A 16,149-nucleotide genomic window follows, 5' to 3' on the forward strand; every position below is an offset into this window, starting at 1 on the left:
AACGCCGATCCGGCACGGGTGGTGTCAATGCTAACCCCGCCAACCGAAACAACCGTTCCGACCGATCGAAACCGCCAATTAGGCCTGTCTCTCCTGGTCGTCGACGACGACGACCGGATAGCTGCGGCCGTCGAACGATCGTTCAACGGCGACGGAGCCGACGTCGTCGTCGAAACCGTGGCGACGCTCGAGGACGCCTGGAACCGAGTCGACGACGTCGATTGCCTCGTCATCGCGTCGGAACCGGACACCGACGAGGCGACCCGCGACGACGCGCCCGAGATCGACGTCGAAGACCTGAACGACCGGCTCGAGGCGATCGAGACCAACGCGCCCGAGCTGCCGACTGTCGTCCTCGTGCCGGAGCGAACCGCCGAAATCGCACGCACGGTTCGGTCGCACGACTGGACCGCCGTTCTCGAGGAGTCCGAGATCGGCGATCGACTCGCCGACCGCGTCCACGGCCTCCTCGAGCGGCGTCGACTGGCCGCGCTGTCGCGACGGTCCCTGGCGAGCATCGAGTTCGCCGGGGCCGCCATCGCAGTCGTCGACCCAAGCGGCGACGTCCAGTTCGCGAGTCGGTCCTTCGCGATGCAGTTCGGCGACGATACCGACGCCATCGCCGGCACGCCCTGGCGGGAGTTGTTTACCGACGCCGCCGTCGATCACCTCGAGTCGGCGGCGATTCCGATGGTCGCGGACGGATGGCAGTGGACCGGTACCTGCACCGGCCGCCGACGGACTGGTGAGACGTTCCCGGCCCGCGTGCGCCTCGGGAGCCTCGAGGACGGCAGTCTGGTAGTCGGGCTCGACGGAGGCGAGCATCGCGACGGGCTCGAGGACTGATTCGGTGACGCTCGTGCGTTGCCGTTCACGTTCCGACACGCAACGGGTATCGTAGCCACCGAAAGCCGGTGCAACCGAATCGTAGGATTACGTTGTGAGTCGTGTACGAATCGGTTCAGTGGCTACGATAGCGAGCACCCCGTCGCGTTCGCTCGTCCGCCGGAAGGAAGACGTCAGAACGAGATTGAGACGTAGCTCCGTTGATCGGTCGCCCGAAGAGACGAGGTGCGATTCGACGGGAGAGCGGTCAGGGCGAGCCTACGTCCCGTGGTCCCAGCTGTCCATGTACTCGCGCTGGGTGTCGGTCAGCGAATCGAAGGCGACGCCCTCGGCCTCGAGTTTGATCTCGGCGATCTCCTTGTCGAGTTCGTCGGGGACGTCGTGGACGCCGGCATCGTAGGCGTCGCCGTTCTCGAGCATTTCCCGCACGCAGACGGCCTGAATACCGAACGACTGGTCCATGACCTCGACGGGGTGGCCCAGCGAGACGGGCGCGGCCAGGTTGACGAGTCGGCCCTCGGCGATGACGTTCAGTTTGCGGCCGTCGGCCATCTCGTAGGCCTCGACGCCGTCTCGCGCTTCGTAGCGGTCGACCGCGAGGTCGTCGAGCGCCTCGAGGTCGATCTCGATGTCGAAGTGACCCGCGTTGGCCAGCAGGACGCCGTCCTGCATCTTCTCGAAGTGGTCTTCGACGATGACGTCGCGGTTGCCGGTCGTCGTCAGGAAGACGTCGCCGACTTCGGCGGCTTCCGCCATCGGCATGACCTCGTAGCCCTCCATGTGGGCCTCGAGGGCGCGCCGTGGCTCGACTTCGGTGACGATCACGTTGGCGTTCTGGCCCGACGCCTTCTGGGCGACGCCCTTGCCGCAGTAGCCGTAGCCCGCGACGACGACGTTTTTGCCGGCCCACGAGAGGTTCGTAGTCATGGCGATGGAGGCCAGCGAGGACTCGCCGGTGCCGTGGACGTTATCGAAGAGGCGTTTCATCGGCGTGTCGTTCACAGCAAATACGGGATAGTCGAGCGCGCCGTCGGCGTCCATCGCGCGCAGACGGTGAACGCCGGTCGTCGTCTCCTCGGCACCGCCGACGATACCGTCGATCAGTTCGGGGTAGTCCTCGTGGATCGCGGCGACGAGGTCCATCCCGTCGTCGACGGTGATCGTCGGCTCGTGGGCGATGACGGCCTCGATGGCCGCGTAGTACTCCTCGTCGTCGACGCCGCGCTTGGCGTAGCTCGTGATGTTCTCGTGGGTATCGAGCGCCGCCGAGACGTCGTCGTGCGTCGAGAGCGGGTTACAGCCGGTGATGGCGACCTCCGCGCCACCTTCCGCGAGCGTCTCGACAAGCATCGCCGTCTTGGCCTCGACGTGCATCGCCATGCCGATGCGCTCGCCCTCGAAGGGCTGGTCGGCGACGAACTCCTCGCGAACGTGCTCGAGGATCGGCATGTGTTGGGCGGCCCAGTCCATCTTCCGGCGTCCCTCCTCGCGAGCGGACTCGAGGTCGTCCAGCTGCTCGCTGATCGGGGGATACTCGGTGTCTGTCATGGGTCGACTGAGTGGGAGTAGGGCCAAAACGCTACCGAACCGTACCGGCGAACGGTGGCGCGGCGGCCCGGTTTCGGCAGCGGAGACGTGTCCGTACGGGATTGAAAAACGATCGGCGAAGGTGGTGGGTGATCCGCAATCGCTACGTGCCTTTTCGATCGGGGCGGTCAGCATCGACCGCGACCGCCGCGATCGGGTACCGACACCGGCGACGGCCGCTTTGGTGTGGCAGCGACGTCGACCGGCATCAGTCGTTCGAACGCGAATCTGAATCGCTATCCGTCGTTAGTTGCCGGCGTTACTCGGCGGGCCGCCGCCGTTTCCACCATTGTTGCCGGACGGACCGCCGTCGCTCGGCGGGCCACGCTTGTCGTCCTCGTCGTCACCGTCGTCCTGACCGGACTGGCCGACGTCACTCGGTGGGCCTCGCTTGTCATCGTCTTCGCCCGGCGGGCCGGGGTCGCTCGGCGGGCCGGCGTGCGCGGGTGCGTTACCCGGGTTGTTCTCGACGACGAAGCTCGCGACCGACAGACCGATCGAGTCGTTGGAGTCGTTCGATTCGTTCTGCAGATTCTCGACGTAATCGGAGACGAGGGATCCGAAGTTCGTTTCGTTGTCCTCGGTCTCGTTGTCGTCCGTCTCGTTTCCGTCTAACTCGTCCTCGGTCTCGTTATCTTCTGTATCGTTATCGAGAGTTTCGTTGTCCTCAGCGTCGTTGAGGGTCTCGTTATCCTCGGTGTCGTTATCGAGGTCATCAGTATCGTTGTCGTCGGTCTCGTTGTCCGTCGTGTTATCCGCTGCGAGCGAGAACGTCGCATCGCCGTCGACGGACGCCGCATCGGCCCCGCCCGTATCGGCCGCTGCGGCCATCGGTGCGAAGACGGACGCGACCATCGCGACCGCCAGTACAAGTGCAAAGAGTCGGTTCTGTCTCATTCCGAGTCGAACATTCAGTGATTCCTGAATAAACCCCTCCGGCAGTTCGATCAGTTCGAAGACTTGTCTCGAGCGATAAGAAGCGTTTATACCGTTTATAGACTTTTTTGAGAGTTCAACTCGCGGTCATCACTCGACACGGGCGGCCAGCGCGTCGGCCGCTTCAAGCGCGCGCTCCCGAACACCGGCTTCGTCCAGCGTCAGCACCTCGCGGTCGCGCATGAGCACGTCTCCGTCGCAGACGGTGTGGCGCACGTCGGCCGCCGCGGCAGCGTACGCGAGGTGGCTCACGAGGTCGTGACGCGGCGTCAGGTGGGGCGCCTCGAGGTCGATCACCGCGAGATCGGCCGGTGCGCCAGCCTCGAGACGGCCCGACTCGAGGCCGATCGCGTCGGCGCTTCCTCGCGTCAGCATGTCGACGACGGCCTCGGCAGGGACCGCGCTGGCGTCGTCGGCGGCCAGTTTACCAAGCATGGCCGCGTCGCGGGCTTCGTCGAGCATCGAGAGGTCGTTGTTCGAGGCCGCGCCGTCCGTCCCGAGGCCGACGGTGACGCCCGCCTCGCGCATGCGTTCGACCGGGGCCATCCCGCTCGCCAGTTTCATGTTCGAGGCCGGACAGTGGATCACGCCGGTGCCGGCCTCGGCGAGCAGCTCGATCTCCGACTCGTCGACGTGGACGCCGTGGGCGACGAAGTCCTCGGACTCGAGGAGACCGTGCTCAGCGGCGTAATCGAGGGGGCGCTGGCCGTGTTCGTCGACGATCGGTGCGACTTCGTCCTCCGTCTCGTTGGCGTGATAGTGGATCGGAACGCTCGCCTCCCGCGCTTCGGGAACGAACTCCGCGAGGTACTCGCTGCCGACGGTCGTCAGCGAGTGGGGCATGAAGGCCGTCGAAATCCGGCCGTCGGCCGCACCGTCGTACTCGCGAGCGATCTCGAGGCTCGTTTTCGCGTCCTCGCGGGCCGCCTCGCCGTCTTTCCCGACGGTGACGATTCCGTGCCCGAGACGGGCTCGGACGCCGGCCGCCTCGACCGCGTCGGCGACCTCCGGGACGTGAAAGTACATGTCCGCGAACGCGGTGACGCCCGACCGTATCAGCTCGAGCAGGCCCAGTTCCGCACCCGCGCGGACGTCCTCGGGCGTTAGCTCCCCCTCGGCAGGCCAGATGTCCTCCTGAAGCCACGCCTCGAGCGGTTTGTCGTCGGCGTACCCCCGCAGGAGCGTCATCGCGACGTGGCAGTGGCCGTTGACGAACCCCGGCGTCACGAGCGAGTCCGCGGCGTCGAGGGTGTCGTCGGCGTCGCCCGCGAGATCGGGACCGATCTCGAGGATTTCGCCGACGTCTCGATCGATCAGTACGTCCGCAGCCGCCACCGTCAGGTCGGGTCGGAGGACCCGCCCGTCGGTGATCGCAAGCGTCGTCATTGACTCACCGTTCTCGTCGGGCGGCCTTATACTGTCGATCCGCTGGGCAGTATCCCGACCCCGGTCGCCGGGTTTATGGTTTCTTTCGATGACGTATCCGTATGGATTCCGGGACGCGATACGACGACGACCGCCGCGAGGACGGGTATCCGCCCGGCGAGGCGCTCACGGACGCGTGGAACGAGCACCGCCGGTACGTCGGGTTCGCGGCCGGCCTGTTCGGTCTCGGCGTCCTCATCGGCGTCGTCCTCTTTGCGGCCGGCTACAACCTGCTCGAGATTATCCAGGACGCGCTCGGAGAACCCCTCTTCCCCGACATCGGCGAGCAGAGTCGCATCGAACTGGCACGCTTCTTGTTTGTGAACAACACGCAGGCGTTCTTCCTGTCGATCCTCGGTGCGTTGACGCTCGGGCTCCTCACCGCCTGGGCGATGCTGTTCAACGGTGTCATCGTCGGGAACGTCGCCGCCATCGTCACGGAGAACGTCGGATTCGACTACATCCTCGTCGGACTGCTCCCCCACGGAATCTTCGAACTTCCCGCGCTCTTCATCGCCGCCGGCGTCGGCTTCCGGCTGCTCTACCGATTCGGCGAGCGGATTTTCGGCACGCGCGACGCGATCGTCACGAAACCCTACGTGTACCGAACCGGCCTCCTCGTCTTGGTCGGCTGGTTGCTGCTCGTCGTGGCAGCGTTCGTCGAGGCCTTCGTCACGCCCGCGCTGCTCGAGACCCTGTTCGCCGACCGGCTCGAGGGACTGAGCGCGGCACCGTAGCGACCACTTGCCCCCGTTCAACGACTCTTTCGACGGATTTCGCGGGCCTGAACGATCGTGAACGGATCCAATGGTCGCTCCCCTTTTTCTCTGCGAGGTGACTGTGTCCCGATGTGAACAGACGCGCAATCCAACTGGTACTCGTTGCAGCACTCGTCGCAATCGCCGGGTGCACCGGCGGTATGGGCGGGGACCTGACGAACGATTCGACGACTGATGACTCCTCCGTGACGGACTCGGACGGCGGCGCGGGAACGGCCGCGTTCTACGTCAGCGACGAGCCGAACGTGATCGACGACTTCGAACACCTCAACGTGACGATCACGAAAGTCGGGTTCAAGAAGGCCGGCGATGGAGGCGACGATGACTCGAACGAAACCGACGAAGACGACACGAACGAGTCCGACGACGAGTCGACCGACGAAGAGGCGGATGACGACGAATCGTCCAACGAGACGACCGACGACAGTGAATCAACCAACGAAACCGACGAAGAGACAGACGGCAACGAATCGGAAGCGGAAGACGAGGAGGCAGGTGGAGACGATGACGGCGACGAGAGCGACGGCGGATGGGTCGAGCACGACGTCGACAACCGGACGGTCGACCTCACCGAGCTGAAAGGCGCGAACGCGTCCATGATCGACGAGTTCGAGCTGCCGGCCGGCGACTACGAGAAGGTCTTCATCTACGTCAGCGACACCGAGGGTATCCTGACCGACGGAAGCGAGACGAAGGTGAAACTACCCAGCAACAAGCTCCAGATCAACTCGAAATTCACCATCGGTGACGGCGAGCGGGTCGACTTCGTCTACGACATCGCACCCCACAAGGCCGGCAACAGCGGGAAGTACATCCTCAAGCCGGTGATCAGCCAGAGCGGAACGGGTGACAAGGTCGAGATCAACGATATCGACAAGGACGACGAGGCGGAGGACGAGAGCGAAGACGAGACCGACGAGGAGAGCGAGGAAGAAACGGACGACGAAGAGACGGACGACGAAGACGCGCAAGCGGACGACGAACAGCAGGCCAACGAAACCGACGGGAACGAAACTACCATGGAAATGGCCCCTCTCCGGTAGTATCGGTTCCGTCGATTCGACACCATACGAGAACGCTATTCTTTGAACGACTCACCGATCCCGTCCAGCACCGCCGATCACCGCCGGAGCCGACCGAACAGTTCGTAGTCGCGGTCGGGCGTGTACCGGCGGAACAGCAGGCTGTTCGAGAGCACCGACACGGACGACAGCGCCATCGCCCCGGCCGCGAGGACCGGCTGGAGCAAGCCCAGCGAGGCCAGCGGAATCAGCGTCGTGTTGTACCCCAGCGCCCAGACCAGGTTCTGCTTGATCTTCTGCAGCGTCGCCTCGGAGATGCGGATCGCCTTCACCACGTCGAGGGGATCGTCGCGCATCAGCGTCACGTCCGCCGCCTCGATGGCCACGTCGGTCCCGGAACCGATAGCGGTGCCGACGTAGGCGACGGCGAGCGCCGGCGCGTCGTTGACCCCGTCGCCGACCATCATCGCCTTTCGACCGTCGGACTGGATGTCTTCGACGGCGTCAGCCTTGTCTTCGGGGAGGACCCCCGCCCGGACGTTGTCCGGATCGATTCCGACCCGTTCGGCGACGGCGCGGGCCGTCCGCTCGTTGTCGCCGGTGATCATCATGACGTCGAGATCGCGTTCCTGCAGGGCAGCGACCGCCTCGGTCGAACTCTCCTTGACCGAGTCGGCGTCCGCGACCACGCCCACGACTTCGCCGTCGGCCGCGACCAGCATCGCGGTCTTGCCCTCTTGCTCGAGCCGTTCCATCTCGTCGCCTGCGGATGACGGATCCACGCCGTTTTCCTCGAGCAGCCGCCGGTTGCCGACCAGGACCTCACGACCGTCGACGGTCGCCCGAACGCCCTGTCCGGGGACGTTCTCGAACTCGTCGGGATCGGATAGCTCGAGGCCGCGTTCCTCGGCACCCGCGACGATCGCCTGTGCGAGCGGGTGTTCGCTGTTGCGCTCGGCGCTGGCGGCGAGGCGGAGCACCGCGTCCTCGTCGAGCGATTCGCGAGCGGCCAGCGCGCCGCCGTCAGTAGCCGCGTCGCCGCCGTCCGTGGCAGCCCGCTCTCCCTCGAGCGCGACCACGTCGGTCAGCGTCATCTCGCCGGTCGTCAGCGTCCCGGTCTTGTCGAAGACGACGGTGTCGACGTCCTTCGCGCGCTCCAAGATATCACCGCCCTTGAACAGGACGCCGTTTTGCGCGCCGAGGGTGCTGCCGACCATCGTCGCCGCGGGCGTCGCCAGTCCGAGCGCGCAGGGACAGGCGATCAACACCGCGGAGGCGAAGACGACGACCGCGAACTCGAACGTCGAGAGGGCGGCCGGGCCGCCGCCGACGAGGTCCAATATCGGCACCGCGCCGCCGATAGCGGCCAGTGTCTCGGGGAAAGCGAACCAGAGGAGCCCCCAGAAGATCGCGTTGAGGATGACCGCGGGGACGAAGTACGCCGAAATCCGATCCGCCAGATTCTGAATCTCCGGCTGGCGCGATTGGGCTTCCTTGACCGTCTGGACGATCCCCTGCAGCGCGGTGTCCTCGCCGACCTTCGTCGCCTCGACGACCAGCACGCCGTTCTCGTTGATCGTCGATCCGATCACCTCGTCGCCGTCTTCCTTTTCGACGGGCACGGACTCACCGGTCACCATCGACTCGTCGACGGCGGACTGGCCGTCCACGACGACGCCGTCCGTCGGAATCTTCTCTCCCGGCCGCACTTTCATCCGGTCACCGACTTCCACGTCCTCGAGCGGGACCTCCTCCTCGGTCCCGTCCTCGTCGACCAGCGTCGCCGTCTCGGCCTCCATCTCGAGGAGTTTCCGCAGCGCGTCGCCGGCCTGGCCCTTCGAGCGGGCCTCGAGGTAGTTGCCCAGCGTGATGAACACGAGGATCAGGACGGCGGTGTCGAAGTAGAGGTTCCCCGCGAGCTGGTCCAGCAGGACGACGAGGCTGTAGACGTACGCCGTCGAAGCGCCCAGCGCGATCAACACGTCCATGTTGGCGGTCCGGTTTTTCACGAGCGCCGTGTAGGAGTTCGCGAGGAACTCGCGGCCGAGCACGACGTAGACGGGCGTCGCGAGCAGGAACTCGACCCAGCCGAATTCGACGCCGAAGACCCTCCCCGGCACGTACGCGCCCCCGAGCAGGAACTTATCTGCGAGGAAGAACAGGAACGGGACCGACAGGATCGCCCCGAACAGGGTCAGGCGGAGCTGCTTGCGGATCTCCGCCTGTCGGGCCGCGTCGCGACGCTCCTGATCCGACTCCTCGCCGCCGTCGTCGCGTACGGGCGTGTAGCCGGCGTCTTCGATCGCCTCGTAGAGCGCGTCGAGCGAGACGTCGCGGGGGTTGTACTCGACGCCGGCCTCGTCGGTCGCGTAGTTGACCTCCGCGCCGATGACGCCGGGCACGGACTCCAGTGCCGACTCGTTCGTCTCGGCGCAGTTCGCGCAGGTCATGTCCGTGATCCCGATCGACCGGCTCGCGCGTTCGGCCTCGTAGCCGGCGTCCTCGATGGCCGCGTAGATCTCGGCGAGCGATACCTCCTCGGGGTCGTACTCGACGCTTCCCTCGTCGGTGGCGAAGTTCGCGTTCGCCTCGGACACGCCGTCGAGGGACTCCAGGGCACTACCGATCGTCTGCGAGCAGTTCGCGCAGCTCATGCCCCGAATGTCCAGCTGTGCAGTTCGGGTACTCATTACTGACTAGTAGGGGATCCCGTCTTACCCCCTTTACTGATCAGAAGTCAAAGAGAACCGGGACGCGTTCTTTGGAATCGAAACTCAGCAACCGTCCTCGGGTCGCATCAGACGCCTTCCTCGAGTCGATCGTATCGGCCCTCGAAGCGACTCTGACAGGACGGACAACAGAAGTGGTACACCTCGCCGTCGATGCGGGCCGATTCCCCCTCGTCGTCGACGGTGTTGCCACACTCCGCGCAGGTGAGCGCGAACGCCGTGCCCTCGAGCGAGGGCGTCCACTCCGCGTCGTCGACCAGCGTCACGTCGTAGTCGATGTCGTCCGCGTCGGGGAGCAGTCCCTCGAGCCACTCGTGGACCCGCTGGACCTGCGCGCGAGCGTAAAACCAGACGTCGCCATCGGCGGTGACGAAGACGTGTTCGACCGCGTCGGCCTCCGCGACCGTTGTTTTACAGTCGTCAATAGCGCCCGTGGGAACGGTCGCCCGCACGAATACCGGAACGCCGGCCCGGAGCTGTGACTGATCGACGTCGACGGTGAAGCGTTCGATGATTCCGGCCTCCTCGAGGCGCTCGACGCGGTCGGAGACCGCCGGCCCGGAGAGGCCGACCGCCTCGGCGATCTCGCTGTACGGTCGTCGCGCGTCGTCGCCCAGCAATCGCAGGATCTCCATGTCGGTTTCGTCGAGGTCGCGCATAGCTCACCGTTGTGTCCACCGATCAAAGAATGTGGCGGCGATTGCTTTAGAACACAAAGTATCTTCCGTCGTAGCCCTAGCATCGAAAGCAGTAACGCACAAAGAAGAGCCGCCCCTATGGTTTCGTATGAGTCAGACCATTACAGTCGAAGGAATGTCCTGTGAACACTGCGAGCAGACCGTCGAGGAGGCACTCGAGGGCGTCGCTGGCGTCGAGTCGGCCGACGTCGATCGCGAGGCGGAACGAGCCACCGTCGACGGAGACGTGGACACGCAGACGCTCGTTACCGCGGTCGACGACGCCGGCTACGACGCAAGCGCGTGATCGAGCGCCGCGCGTTTCGACCCGTTCTATTCGCCGCACCCGAGATCCGCGCCCTGATCCGTCGGAGTCCCCGTTTTCAGCGATAAATTGGCAGCGGCGTCAGTGATGGTCGTGCGACGAGTCAGCGTCCGAAATTCGTGGCGGGTGCTCCGCGAAGTCGTCCGGCGCGTCCTCGAACGTCCGCTTGCAGGTGCTCGAGCAGAAGTGATAGGTCTCGCCATCGTGCGTCGCCGTCGGGCCGTCGTCATCGGTCCGCATCCCACAGACCGGATCACGGTACTGGCCGGGGGCACCGAGGCCGCGACGGTACACGTACAGGAGGAACCCGGAGAGAGCGAACGCGACGAGGTTGAGGTAGAAGGTATAGTTCACCTCGAAGTACTGCCGCTCGGTCGCCGTCTCGCCGCCGGCCAGGTTCGGGACGATTCCGAGCGCGTCGAACAGCAGTTCCATGAGAAAGCCGGTGAACGCCATCGTCACGAAGAAGACGCCGAGGATGTACAGCATGACCGACCAGCCGTAGTACTTCCGGTAGACGTTCAACACCGGAATCGTGATGAGATCGGCGTAGACGAACGCGATGACGCCGGCGAAGCTGACCCCACCACCCCAGAGGGCGACCGCGAAGGGGACGTTTCCCATGCTTCCGACGAAGCTGATGACGGCGATCGCGACGCCCATGACCGCATTCTCGGCGGTCACGAGCAGGCCATCGCCCTCGAGGAACAGCGCGTTCCAGACCCACTGCGGGACGAAGACGATGACGAATCCCGAGATGAGAAACCCCGCGACGACGTCCGTCCAGATCATCGACCACTCCTTGCGGTACTGGTTGCCGAGTTTGTACCAGCCGCCCCAGGAGCGGAGTTCGTCGTGCCACTCGCCGCTGCTCGCCGTCTGCTGCCGGTAGGTCTCCAGACAGCCCTCCGAGCAGAATTTCAGCGTCTCGCCGCCGTCAGTCACGATGGCGTGCTCGTCCGTCCCCTCCATGCCGCAGGTCGGGTCCGTCATATCGCCGCGGTCGCGATCCTGACGCTCGAGTTCCGTGCGAACCTCCTCGAACAGCGTCTCCGGGAGCGTCACGCGGACGATGACGGCCATGATCGCGATGAGGACGAGCCCGCCGAGGAGTTCCGCGACGAGGAACTCCCAGCCCAGCAGTATCAGGATCATCAGTCCGAGTTCGACGATGAGGTTCGTCGAAGCGAACATGAACGCGAGGAAATTCACCGCGTGCGCGCCCTTCGCGAACAGTCCCTTGCCGATGGCGACGGCCCCGAAGCTACAGCCGCTGCTCGCCGCGCCGAACGCCGTCGCCTTCGCGAGACTCGAGACGTCGTTCTCACCCAGAACCCTGGCCATTCGCTCCTTCGAGACGTACACCTGAACGAGACTCGTGATGGCGAGCCCCATGATGATCGCCCACGCTGCTGTCCAGAGGAACCCGACGCCGATTCGGAGCGACTCGAGCACCCCCTCGATGAGTGTCCCCTCCATACGTACTACGTCGGACGGATCGGCTATTGCAGTTGTTCTTCGAAACGTAATGATTCGAACCCACTGAACGACGTATTCGAAAGTGAATGACGAATATCGCTTTGGCTGTCGGAGCAACTTGGTCACTGCACACCCGAGCGCACGGTGTCGTTGCGATCAGTGTGTGACCCGGGTCAGTGGCACGGACGCTACTCATCGGTATCCAAGCGTTCCTCACGGGATTCTCGAGAGAGCCATCGATCGTCGGCACGTGGCTGCAATCGAAGGCGACAGCGCCTCGAGACCGCTGTCAGGCAGTGCTGGTCCCACGAAAACGCTGATTCGATAAATCGACGGTCGAGCGATACTGAACGATGAATATCGAAGACTGATCCGATCCGAACATTGGATTCGAAGGGGGAATCGCATTGAGTAGGGAGACCGTCTCTAGAGATAGAGACGGACCGATCCGTCACTGGTGAACTCATATGGCAACGGACACACGCGATACGCGACTCGTCACGATCGTCCTCGTTACCCTCGGCGCCCTCGTGGTTCTGCCGATGCTCTTCATGGGCTTTGGACTGATGGGGTTCGGCCCGATGATGGGCGGAATGTGGGGGCACGGAGCGTGGGATGGCGGAACGGTCCCCGGCTGGATGCCCCTCGTGGCCGTCCTGATGCAGCTCCTGTTCGTCGCTCTCATTGTCGGGGCCGGATACCTCCTCTATCGAGCGATGACCGGATCGGACGACGCCGATCGAGCGCTCGAGGAGCTTCGCCTCGCGTACGCCCGCGGCGAGTTGGACGACGATGAGTACGAACAGCGGCGAAACACGCTCGAGCGGGACAGGTGAAGACCGGAACCGGCCCGTGTTCAGTACGACGGTAACCGGCATCGATCGACGCGCAGTCTCGAATCGATCGACGACGAGTCTTCGTTACCCGAGATCCGCGTCCTCGAACCGCCAGTAGCCCACGACGACGGGAACGAGCCCCCACGCGAGCAACACGAGCACGGAGAACCAGTCCGCGAGGTAGAACGGGACATCTCCTGCGAGCCGGTTGGAAAGTTCGAGCGTTTCGGGCGGCGCGCTCGCGGGAACGTCCTCGAGTGGGAATTCCGGGACTCCGTCTACCCGCTGGTCGAGGACGGCACCGGCGAGGACGCGGTAGGCCTCGAGGGGGTTGAGTCGCTTCAGGAGGACGTACCACGGCTCGACCCGAATCCCCGGCAACGAGCCGGTGACCGCGTAGTAGATGCCGACGACGACCGGCTTCCAGAAGAACACCATCCCCACGAACGATCCGATAGTGAGGGTCCGCGCCCGTCCTTGGGTCGACGCGGCGGCCGATCCGCCGACCGCGAGGGCCGTGAACGTCAATCCGAGCAGAACGCCGGTCGCCACGAACCCGACGAACGTCACCGCGTCAGGGACGCCGTACAGTCCGAGGACGAGCACGCTGGCCACGGCGAACCCGATAGTCAGCGCCGTGCCGGTGACGAGCAGTCGACCAGCGAGCTTTCCGACCACGACGTCACCCCTGGAAAACGGATAGCTCAGTAACACTCGCAGGCTCCCGGATCGCCGCTCGCCGACCACGGCCATGTAGCCGGCGACCAGTGCGATGCCCGGGACGAACAGCTGCGCGAGCATCGCGACGCCCGAAAGCGCCATCGCAGCGTCGACGGTCACGGGCTCCGGAAAGAGCTGCTCGGCCGAGAGCAGTGACATCACCAGAAAGGCGACGAACACGAAGATGAGCCCCCACAGGAGCCGCGAGCGGACGGCGTCCTCGAAGTCCTTCCGCGCGACGTCCGTCCAGGTGGCCGTCATGCTGGTACCTCCGTGACGGCAGTTTCGTCCGTTTCGGATTCGAAACCGTTCGAATCGGTCGTGTAGGCCGTGAATACGTCCTCGAGTGACGCCTCCTCGGAGTCGACGTCGAGGATTTCGATACCGGCGTTCGTCAGCCGGGTAACGACCCGCGCTTTTGCACGCGGGTCCGAACACGCGACCCGGAGGATACCGTCCGCCAGCCGCACCGACTCGACGCCGTCGATGGCGGCCACGTCGAGGTCCACGTCGCCGGTCACGCGAAGACGTAGTTCTGACCCAGTCCCGACCGTTCGCCGCAACCCCTCGACGGTGTCGACGGCCACTAGCTCGCCCTCGGACAGGATCCCGACGCGGTCACAGACCGCCTCGACCTGGCCGAGAACGTGGCTCGAAAAGAACACCGTCGTCCCGTTCGCGGCCTCCTCGCGGACTAGCTCCCGCATTCGGCGAATACCGTTCGGGTCGAGCCCCGAGGACGGCTCGTCGAGGACGAGCAGGTCGGGGTCGCCGACCAGCGCCATTCCCAGCGCGAGCCGCTGTTGCATGCCCGTTGAGTAGTCGCCGACCGAACGGGCCGCGTCGCGTTCGTCCAGTCCGACGCGGTCGAGTATCGCGTCCGGATCGTCGGCCGCATCCGCCCACTCGATCGCGAATTCGAGGTGGCGGCGACCAGTCAACCGGTCGTAAAGGCTGATTCCGTCCGGAAAGACGCCGATTCGCTCACGGAGCGCCTCCGATTCCTCGTGTGCGTCCATGCCGAGTACCGTCGCGGTTCCAGCCGTCGGGCGCACGTAATCCAACAGCATGTCGATGGTCGTGGATTTGCCGGCACCGTTCGGTCCGAGGAAGCCGAACACGTCGCCGTCTTCGACGTGCAGGTCGAGGCCGTCGACGGCCGCGACGTCGTCGAAGCGTTTGGTCAGATCGTCCGTCTGGATTGCAGGCATCACCCGCCCATACCGGGGCAGCACGCAAGGCCCGTTCTCCGAGTATACTGGGACGGTTTATGTACCCGCTCGAGCACCCATCGAACGGCAGTTCGGTACCTGTGGAGAGTAGTCGGCCAAGTGACCGGTGGATAACACTTTATTCGATGCCGGTCTGGTCTCAGTCGAAAAGATGCGAGAAGCCCACGTGTCACTCAGCGACCCCGCGTTCGATCGGATGGGGATCGCGGAACTCGTTACGCTCGCTCGCGAAGCGGGGGTTCTGGGGTTCGAGGAACTCGCGTGTCACGGGACCGGCGGGATCGTCCAGGTTGCGGTCGAGAGAGCGATCGACGAGGGCCGGCTGGCCGGCCTCGAGTGCGTCGACTGGTGGGAGCAGATCGGGGAGTCGGCCGACGACTACCGATACGTAATCGCGTTTACTGCACCGGGCCTCCCCGAGAGCCTCGGGGAGCGGGCGGACGAGCTGGTCGGAACCTGCGAACCCGACGTGACCGATCGGGGTACCACGCTCTCCCTGGTCGGATCGCAGGAGGCGATCGCCGAAACCCTCGACGAGTACGAAAGCGCGGGCGTTTCGCCGGAGCTGCGGAAATTCGGGGCGTACGACGGCCGCGATCAGCCGCTGGACCAACTGACCGACCGCCAACGGGAGATGGTCCGGACCGCCTACGAGATGGGGTACTACGAGGTGCCGCGAACGGTGACGACCGAAGACGTCGCCGCCGAACTCGACGTCGATCCGTCGACGGTCGCCGAGCATCTCCAGCGGGCCGAGCGGAACCTGTTGGGACAGTACCTGTGAACCGGTGCGAATCGCGACCGGATAGCTCTCTCCGTCGTCGTTCACGCGACGAGTTCGGCCGCTAGATCCGTGGCACCCGCGAGCGGCATCGCGACGGTTGCCACCGGGACGGTCGCCGCCCACCGTTCGTACGCCTCGAGGTCCGGGAAGGCCCTGACGGACGGGCAGACTGCGGCGTAGATGTCCGCGCGTGACGGCTCGCCGTCCGCTGGCGGTGCGACGGTCTCGTCGACGCCGAACGAAAACACTGCCTCGTCGGGCGAGACTGTCAGCTCGGCGGTCCCCACGGATCGCGCTTCGATCACCATTCCGTCCGGACTCTCCGTTCGAATCGTGACCGGCGTTTCCGTGAGCGCCGACAGTATCACCGCGTCGTAGAAACACCGGAAGTGGTATCGCTCTCCCTCGATCTCGCCCCAGTGAGCCGTCTCCTCTCCGGCGTGGCACAGATCGTCGACTGTGATCGGTCCACCGCCGGTTCGACGACGGACCGCGGTGACCCACTCGTCCAGCGTCTCGACCGACCCCCCGCCGAGGAGTCGTCCCAGCGCGGCTCGGACATCGTCAGGGAGCGGTGCCTCGAGAGGCTGCGACTCGGGGATCCAGCGATCGGACATTGGTTCGAGGTCGTGCTCCCGGTCGTCGGCGGGACTGTCGCGGGGACACGGGTTGTCCGTCATACTGCAGTAGAAGACCCGCCGAGGCCATTGCCGTGACTCCCAACGTGCTGGGACCGTTTACGTGTCCGCGGGTGATCGCGCGGGACGATCAG

15 protein-coding genes are annotated in these 16,149 nt (G+C 65.1%); 6 read left to right on the top strand and 9 right to left on the bottom strand.

Annotation, left to right across the window (positions count from 1 at the left end):
- The first annotated feature begins 27 nt into the window (after nucleotides 1-27).
- Nucleotides 28-846 carry a PAS domain-containing protein gene (locus LDB05_RS14520; protein ID WP_226004707.1) on the top strand — a complete coding sequence of 273 codons (819 nt, stop codon included), beginning with the start codon at nucleotides 28-30 and terminating at the stop codon, nucleotides 844-846.
- 258 nt (nucleotides 847-1,104) lie between these two features.
- On the opposite strand, the gene LDB05_RS14525 is transcribed toward LDB05_RS14520, so the two are convergent.
- From LDB05_RS14525 to LDB05_RS14535, 3 genes are all read right to left on the bottom strand, one after another.
- Nucleotides 1,105-2,394 carry an adenosylhomocysteinase gene (locus tag LDB05_RS14525; RefSeq protein ID WP_226004708.1) on the bottom strand — a complete coding sequence of 430 codons (1,290 nt, stop codon included), beginning with the start codon at nucleotides 2,392-2,394 and terminating at the stop codon, nucleotides 1,105-1,107.
- Between the two features lie 285 nt (nucleotides 2,395-2,679).
- Complete coding sequence (locus tag LDB05_RS14530; protein ID WP_226004709.1) at nucleotides 2,680-3,330, bottom strand: hypothetical protein; 651 nt, start codon at nucleotides 3,328-3,330, stop codon at nucleotides 2,680-2,682.
- 129 nt (nucleotides 3,331-3,459) lie between these two features.
- The gene (locus tag LDB05_RS14535) at nucleotides 3,460-4,755 is read right to left on the bottom strand and encodes an amidohydrolase (RefSeq protein WP_226004710.1); all 1,296 of its coding nucleotides are present in this window, start codon (nucleotides 4,753-4,755) and stop codon (nucleotides 3,460-3,462) included.
- A gap of 101 nt (nucleotides 4,756-4,856) precedes the next feature.
- Between LDB05_RS14535 and LDB05_RS14540 the strand changes: the two genes are divergently transcribed.
- Both LDB05_RS14540 and LDB05_RS14545 read left to right on the top strand, forming a co-directional pair.
- A complete protein-coding gene (locus LDB05_RS14540; RefSeq protein ID WP_226004711.1) occupies nucleotides 4,857-5,531 on the top strand; it encodes a stage II sporulation protein M in 675 nt (224 codons plus the stop codon).
- Between the two features lie 113 nt (nucleotides 5,532-5,644).
- Nucleotides 5,645-6,616 carry a DUF4382 domain-containing protein gene (locus tag LDB05_RS14545; RefSeq protein ID WP_226004712.1) on the top strand — a complete coding sequence of 324 codons (972 nt, stop codon included), beginning with the start codon at nucleotides 5,645-5,647 and terminating at the stop codon, nucleotides 6,614-6,616.
- A gap of 77 nt (nucleotides 6,617-6,693) precedes the next feature.
- Here the strand turns inward: LDB05_RS14545 and LDB05_RS14550 are convergent, their stop codons facing one another.
- Complete coding sequence (locus LDB05_RS14550) at nucleotides 6,694-9,285, bottom strand: heavy metal translocating P-type ATPase (protein WP_226004713.1); 2,592 nt, start codon at nucleotides 9,283-9,285, stop codon at nucleotides 6,694-6,696.
- 107 nt (nucleotides 9,286-9,392) lie between these two features.
- Nucleotides 9,393-9,983, bottom strand: coding sequence for an AsnC family transcriptional regulator (locus tag LDB05_RS14555; protein WP_226004714.1), 591 nt, complete (start codon nucleotides 9,981-9,983; stop codon nucleotides 9,393-9,395).
- Between the two features lie 127 nt (nucleotides 9,984-10,110).
- Between LDB05_RS14555 and LDB05_RS14560 the strand changes: the two genes are divergently transcribed.
- Entirely contained in the window at nucleotides 10,111-10,308 is a 198-nt protein-coding gene (locus LDB05_RS14560; protein WP_226004715.1) for a CopZ family metallochaperone, read from the top strand.
- 99 nt (nucleotides 10,309-10,407) lie between these two features.
- Here LDB05_RS14560 and LDB05_RS14565 read toward each other — a convergent pair whose 3' ends face one another.
- Nucleotides 10,408-11,805, bottom strand: coding sequence for a permease (locus LDB05_RS14565; RefSeq protein WP_226004716.1), 1,398 nt, complete (start codon nucleotides 11,803-11,805; stop codon nucleotides 10,408-10,410).
- A gap of 467 nt (nucleotides 11,806-12,272) precedes the next feature.
- Between LDB05_RS14565 and LDB05_RS14570 the strand changes: the two genes are divergently transcribed.
- Nucleotides 12,273-12,641: an SHOCT domain-containing protein gene (locus tag LDB05_RS14570; protein ID WP_226004717.1), complete on the top strand. Its 369-nt coding sequence runs from the start codon at nucleotides 12,273-12,275 to the stop codon at nucleotides 12,639-12,641.
- A gap of 84 nt (nucleotides 12,642-12,725) precedes the next feature.
- Here the strand turns inward: LDB05_RS14570 and LDB05_RS14575 are convergent, their stop codons facing one another.
- Nucleotides 12,726-13,622, bottom strand: coding sequence for an ABC transporter permease subunit (locus tag LDB05_RS14575; RefSeq protein WP_226004718.1), 897 nt, complete (start codon nucleotides 13,620-13,622; stop codon nucleotides 12,726-12,728).
- A complete protein-coding gene (locus LDB05_RS14580; protein WP_226004719.1) occupies nucleotides 13,619-14,572 on the bottom strand; it encodes an ABC transporter ATP-binding protein in 954 nt (317 codons plus the stop codon). The genes LDB05_RS14575 and LDB05_RS14580 overlap by 4 nt, the downstream gene beginning before the upstream one ends.
- A gap of 187 nt (nucleotides 14,573-14,759) precedes the next feature.
- Between LDB05_RS14580 and LDB05_RS14585 the strand changes: the two genes are divergently transcribed.
- Complete coding sequence (locus LDB05_RS14585; RefSeq protein WP_226004720.1) at nucleotides 14,760-15,377, top strand: helix-turn-helix domain-containing protein; 618 nt, start codon at nucleotides 14,760-14,762, stop codon at nucleotides 15,375-15,377.
- A gap of 41 nt (nucleotides 15,378-15,418) precedes the next feature.
- On the opposite strand, the gene merB is transcribed toward LDB05_RS14585, so the two are convergent.
- Nucleotides 15,419-16,057, bottom strand: coding sequence for an organomercurial lyase (gene merB / locus LDB05_RS14590; protein WP_226004721.1), 639 nt, complete (start codon nucleotides 16,055-16,057; stop codon nucleotides 15,419-15,421).
- Nucleotides 16,058-16,149: the final 92 nt, after the last annotated feature.

Source organism: Natrinema salinisoli, assembly GCF_020405205.1.
Classification (GTDB): domain Archaea; phylum Halobacteriota; class Halobacteria; order Halobacteriales; family Natrialbaceae; genus Natrinema; species Natrinema salinisoli.

Excerpts from the sequence above, each read along its gene's own strand:
- LDB05_RS14520 (WP_226004707.1), top strand. The coding sequence starts at position 28 with ATGCTAACCCCGCCAACCGAAACAACCGTTCCGACCGATCGAAACCGC.
- LDB05_RS14525 (WP_226004708.1), bottom strand. The coding sequence starts at position 2,394 with ATGACAGACACCGAGTATCCCCCGATCAGCGAGCAGCTGGACGACCTC.
- LDB05_RS14530 (WP_226004709.1), bottom strand. The coding sequence starts at position 3,330 with ATGAGACAGAACCGACTCTTTGCACTTGTACTGGCGGTCGCGATGGTC.
- LDB05_RS14535 (WP_226004710.1), bottom strand. The coding sequence starts at position 4,755 with ATGACGACGCTTGCGATCACCGACGGGCGGGTCCTCCGACCCGACCTG.
- LDB05_RS14540 (WP_226004711.1), top strand. The coding sequence starts at position 4,857 with ATGGATTCCGGGACGCGATACGACGACGACCGCCGCGAGGACGGGTAT.
- LDB05_RS14550 (WP_226004713.1), bottom strand. The coding sequence starts at position 9,285 with ATGAGTACCCGAACTGCACAGCTGGACATTCGGGGCATGAGCTGCGCG.
- LDB05_RS14555 (WP_226004714.1), bottom strand. The coding sequence starts at position 9,983 with ATGCGCGACCTCGACGAAACCGACATGGAGATCCTGCGATTGCTGGGC.
- LDB05_RS14560 (WP_226004715.1), top strand. The coding sequence starts at position 10,111 with ATGAGTCAGACCATTACAGTCGAAGGAATGTCCTGTGAACACTGCGAG.
- LDB05_RS14565 (WP_226004716.1), bottom strand. The coding sequence starts at position 11,805 with ATGGAGGGGACACTCATCGAGGGGGTGCTCGAGTCGCTCCGAATCGGC.
- LDB05_RS14570 (WP_226004717.1), top strand. The coding sequence starts at position 12,273 with ATGGCAACGGACACACGCGATACGCGACTCGTCACGATCGTCCTCGTT.
- LDB05_RS14575 (WP_226004718.1), bottom strand. The coding sequence starts at position 13,622 with ATGACGGCCACCTGGACGGACGTCGCGCGGAAGGACTTCGAGGACGCC.
- LDB05_RS14580 (WP_226004719.1), bottom strand. The coding sequence starts at position 14,572 with ATGCCTGCAATCCAGACGGACGATCTGACCAAACGCTTCGACGACGTC.
- merB (WP_226004721.1), bottom strand. The coding sequence starts at position 16,057 with ATGACGGACAACCCGTGTCCCCGCGACAGTCCCGCCGACGACCGGGAG.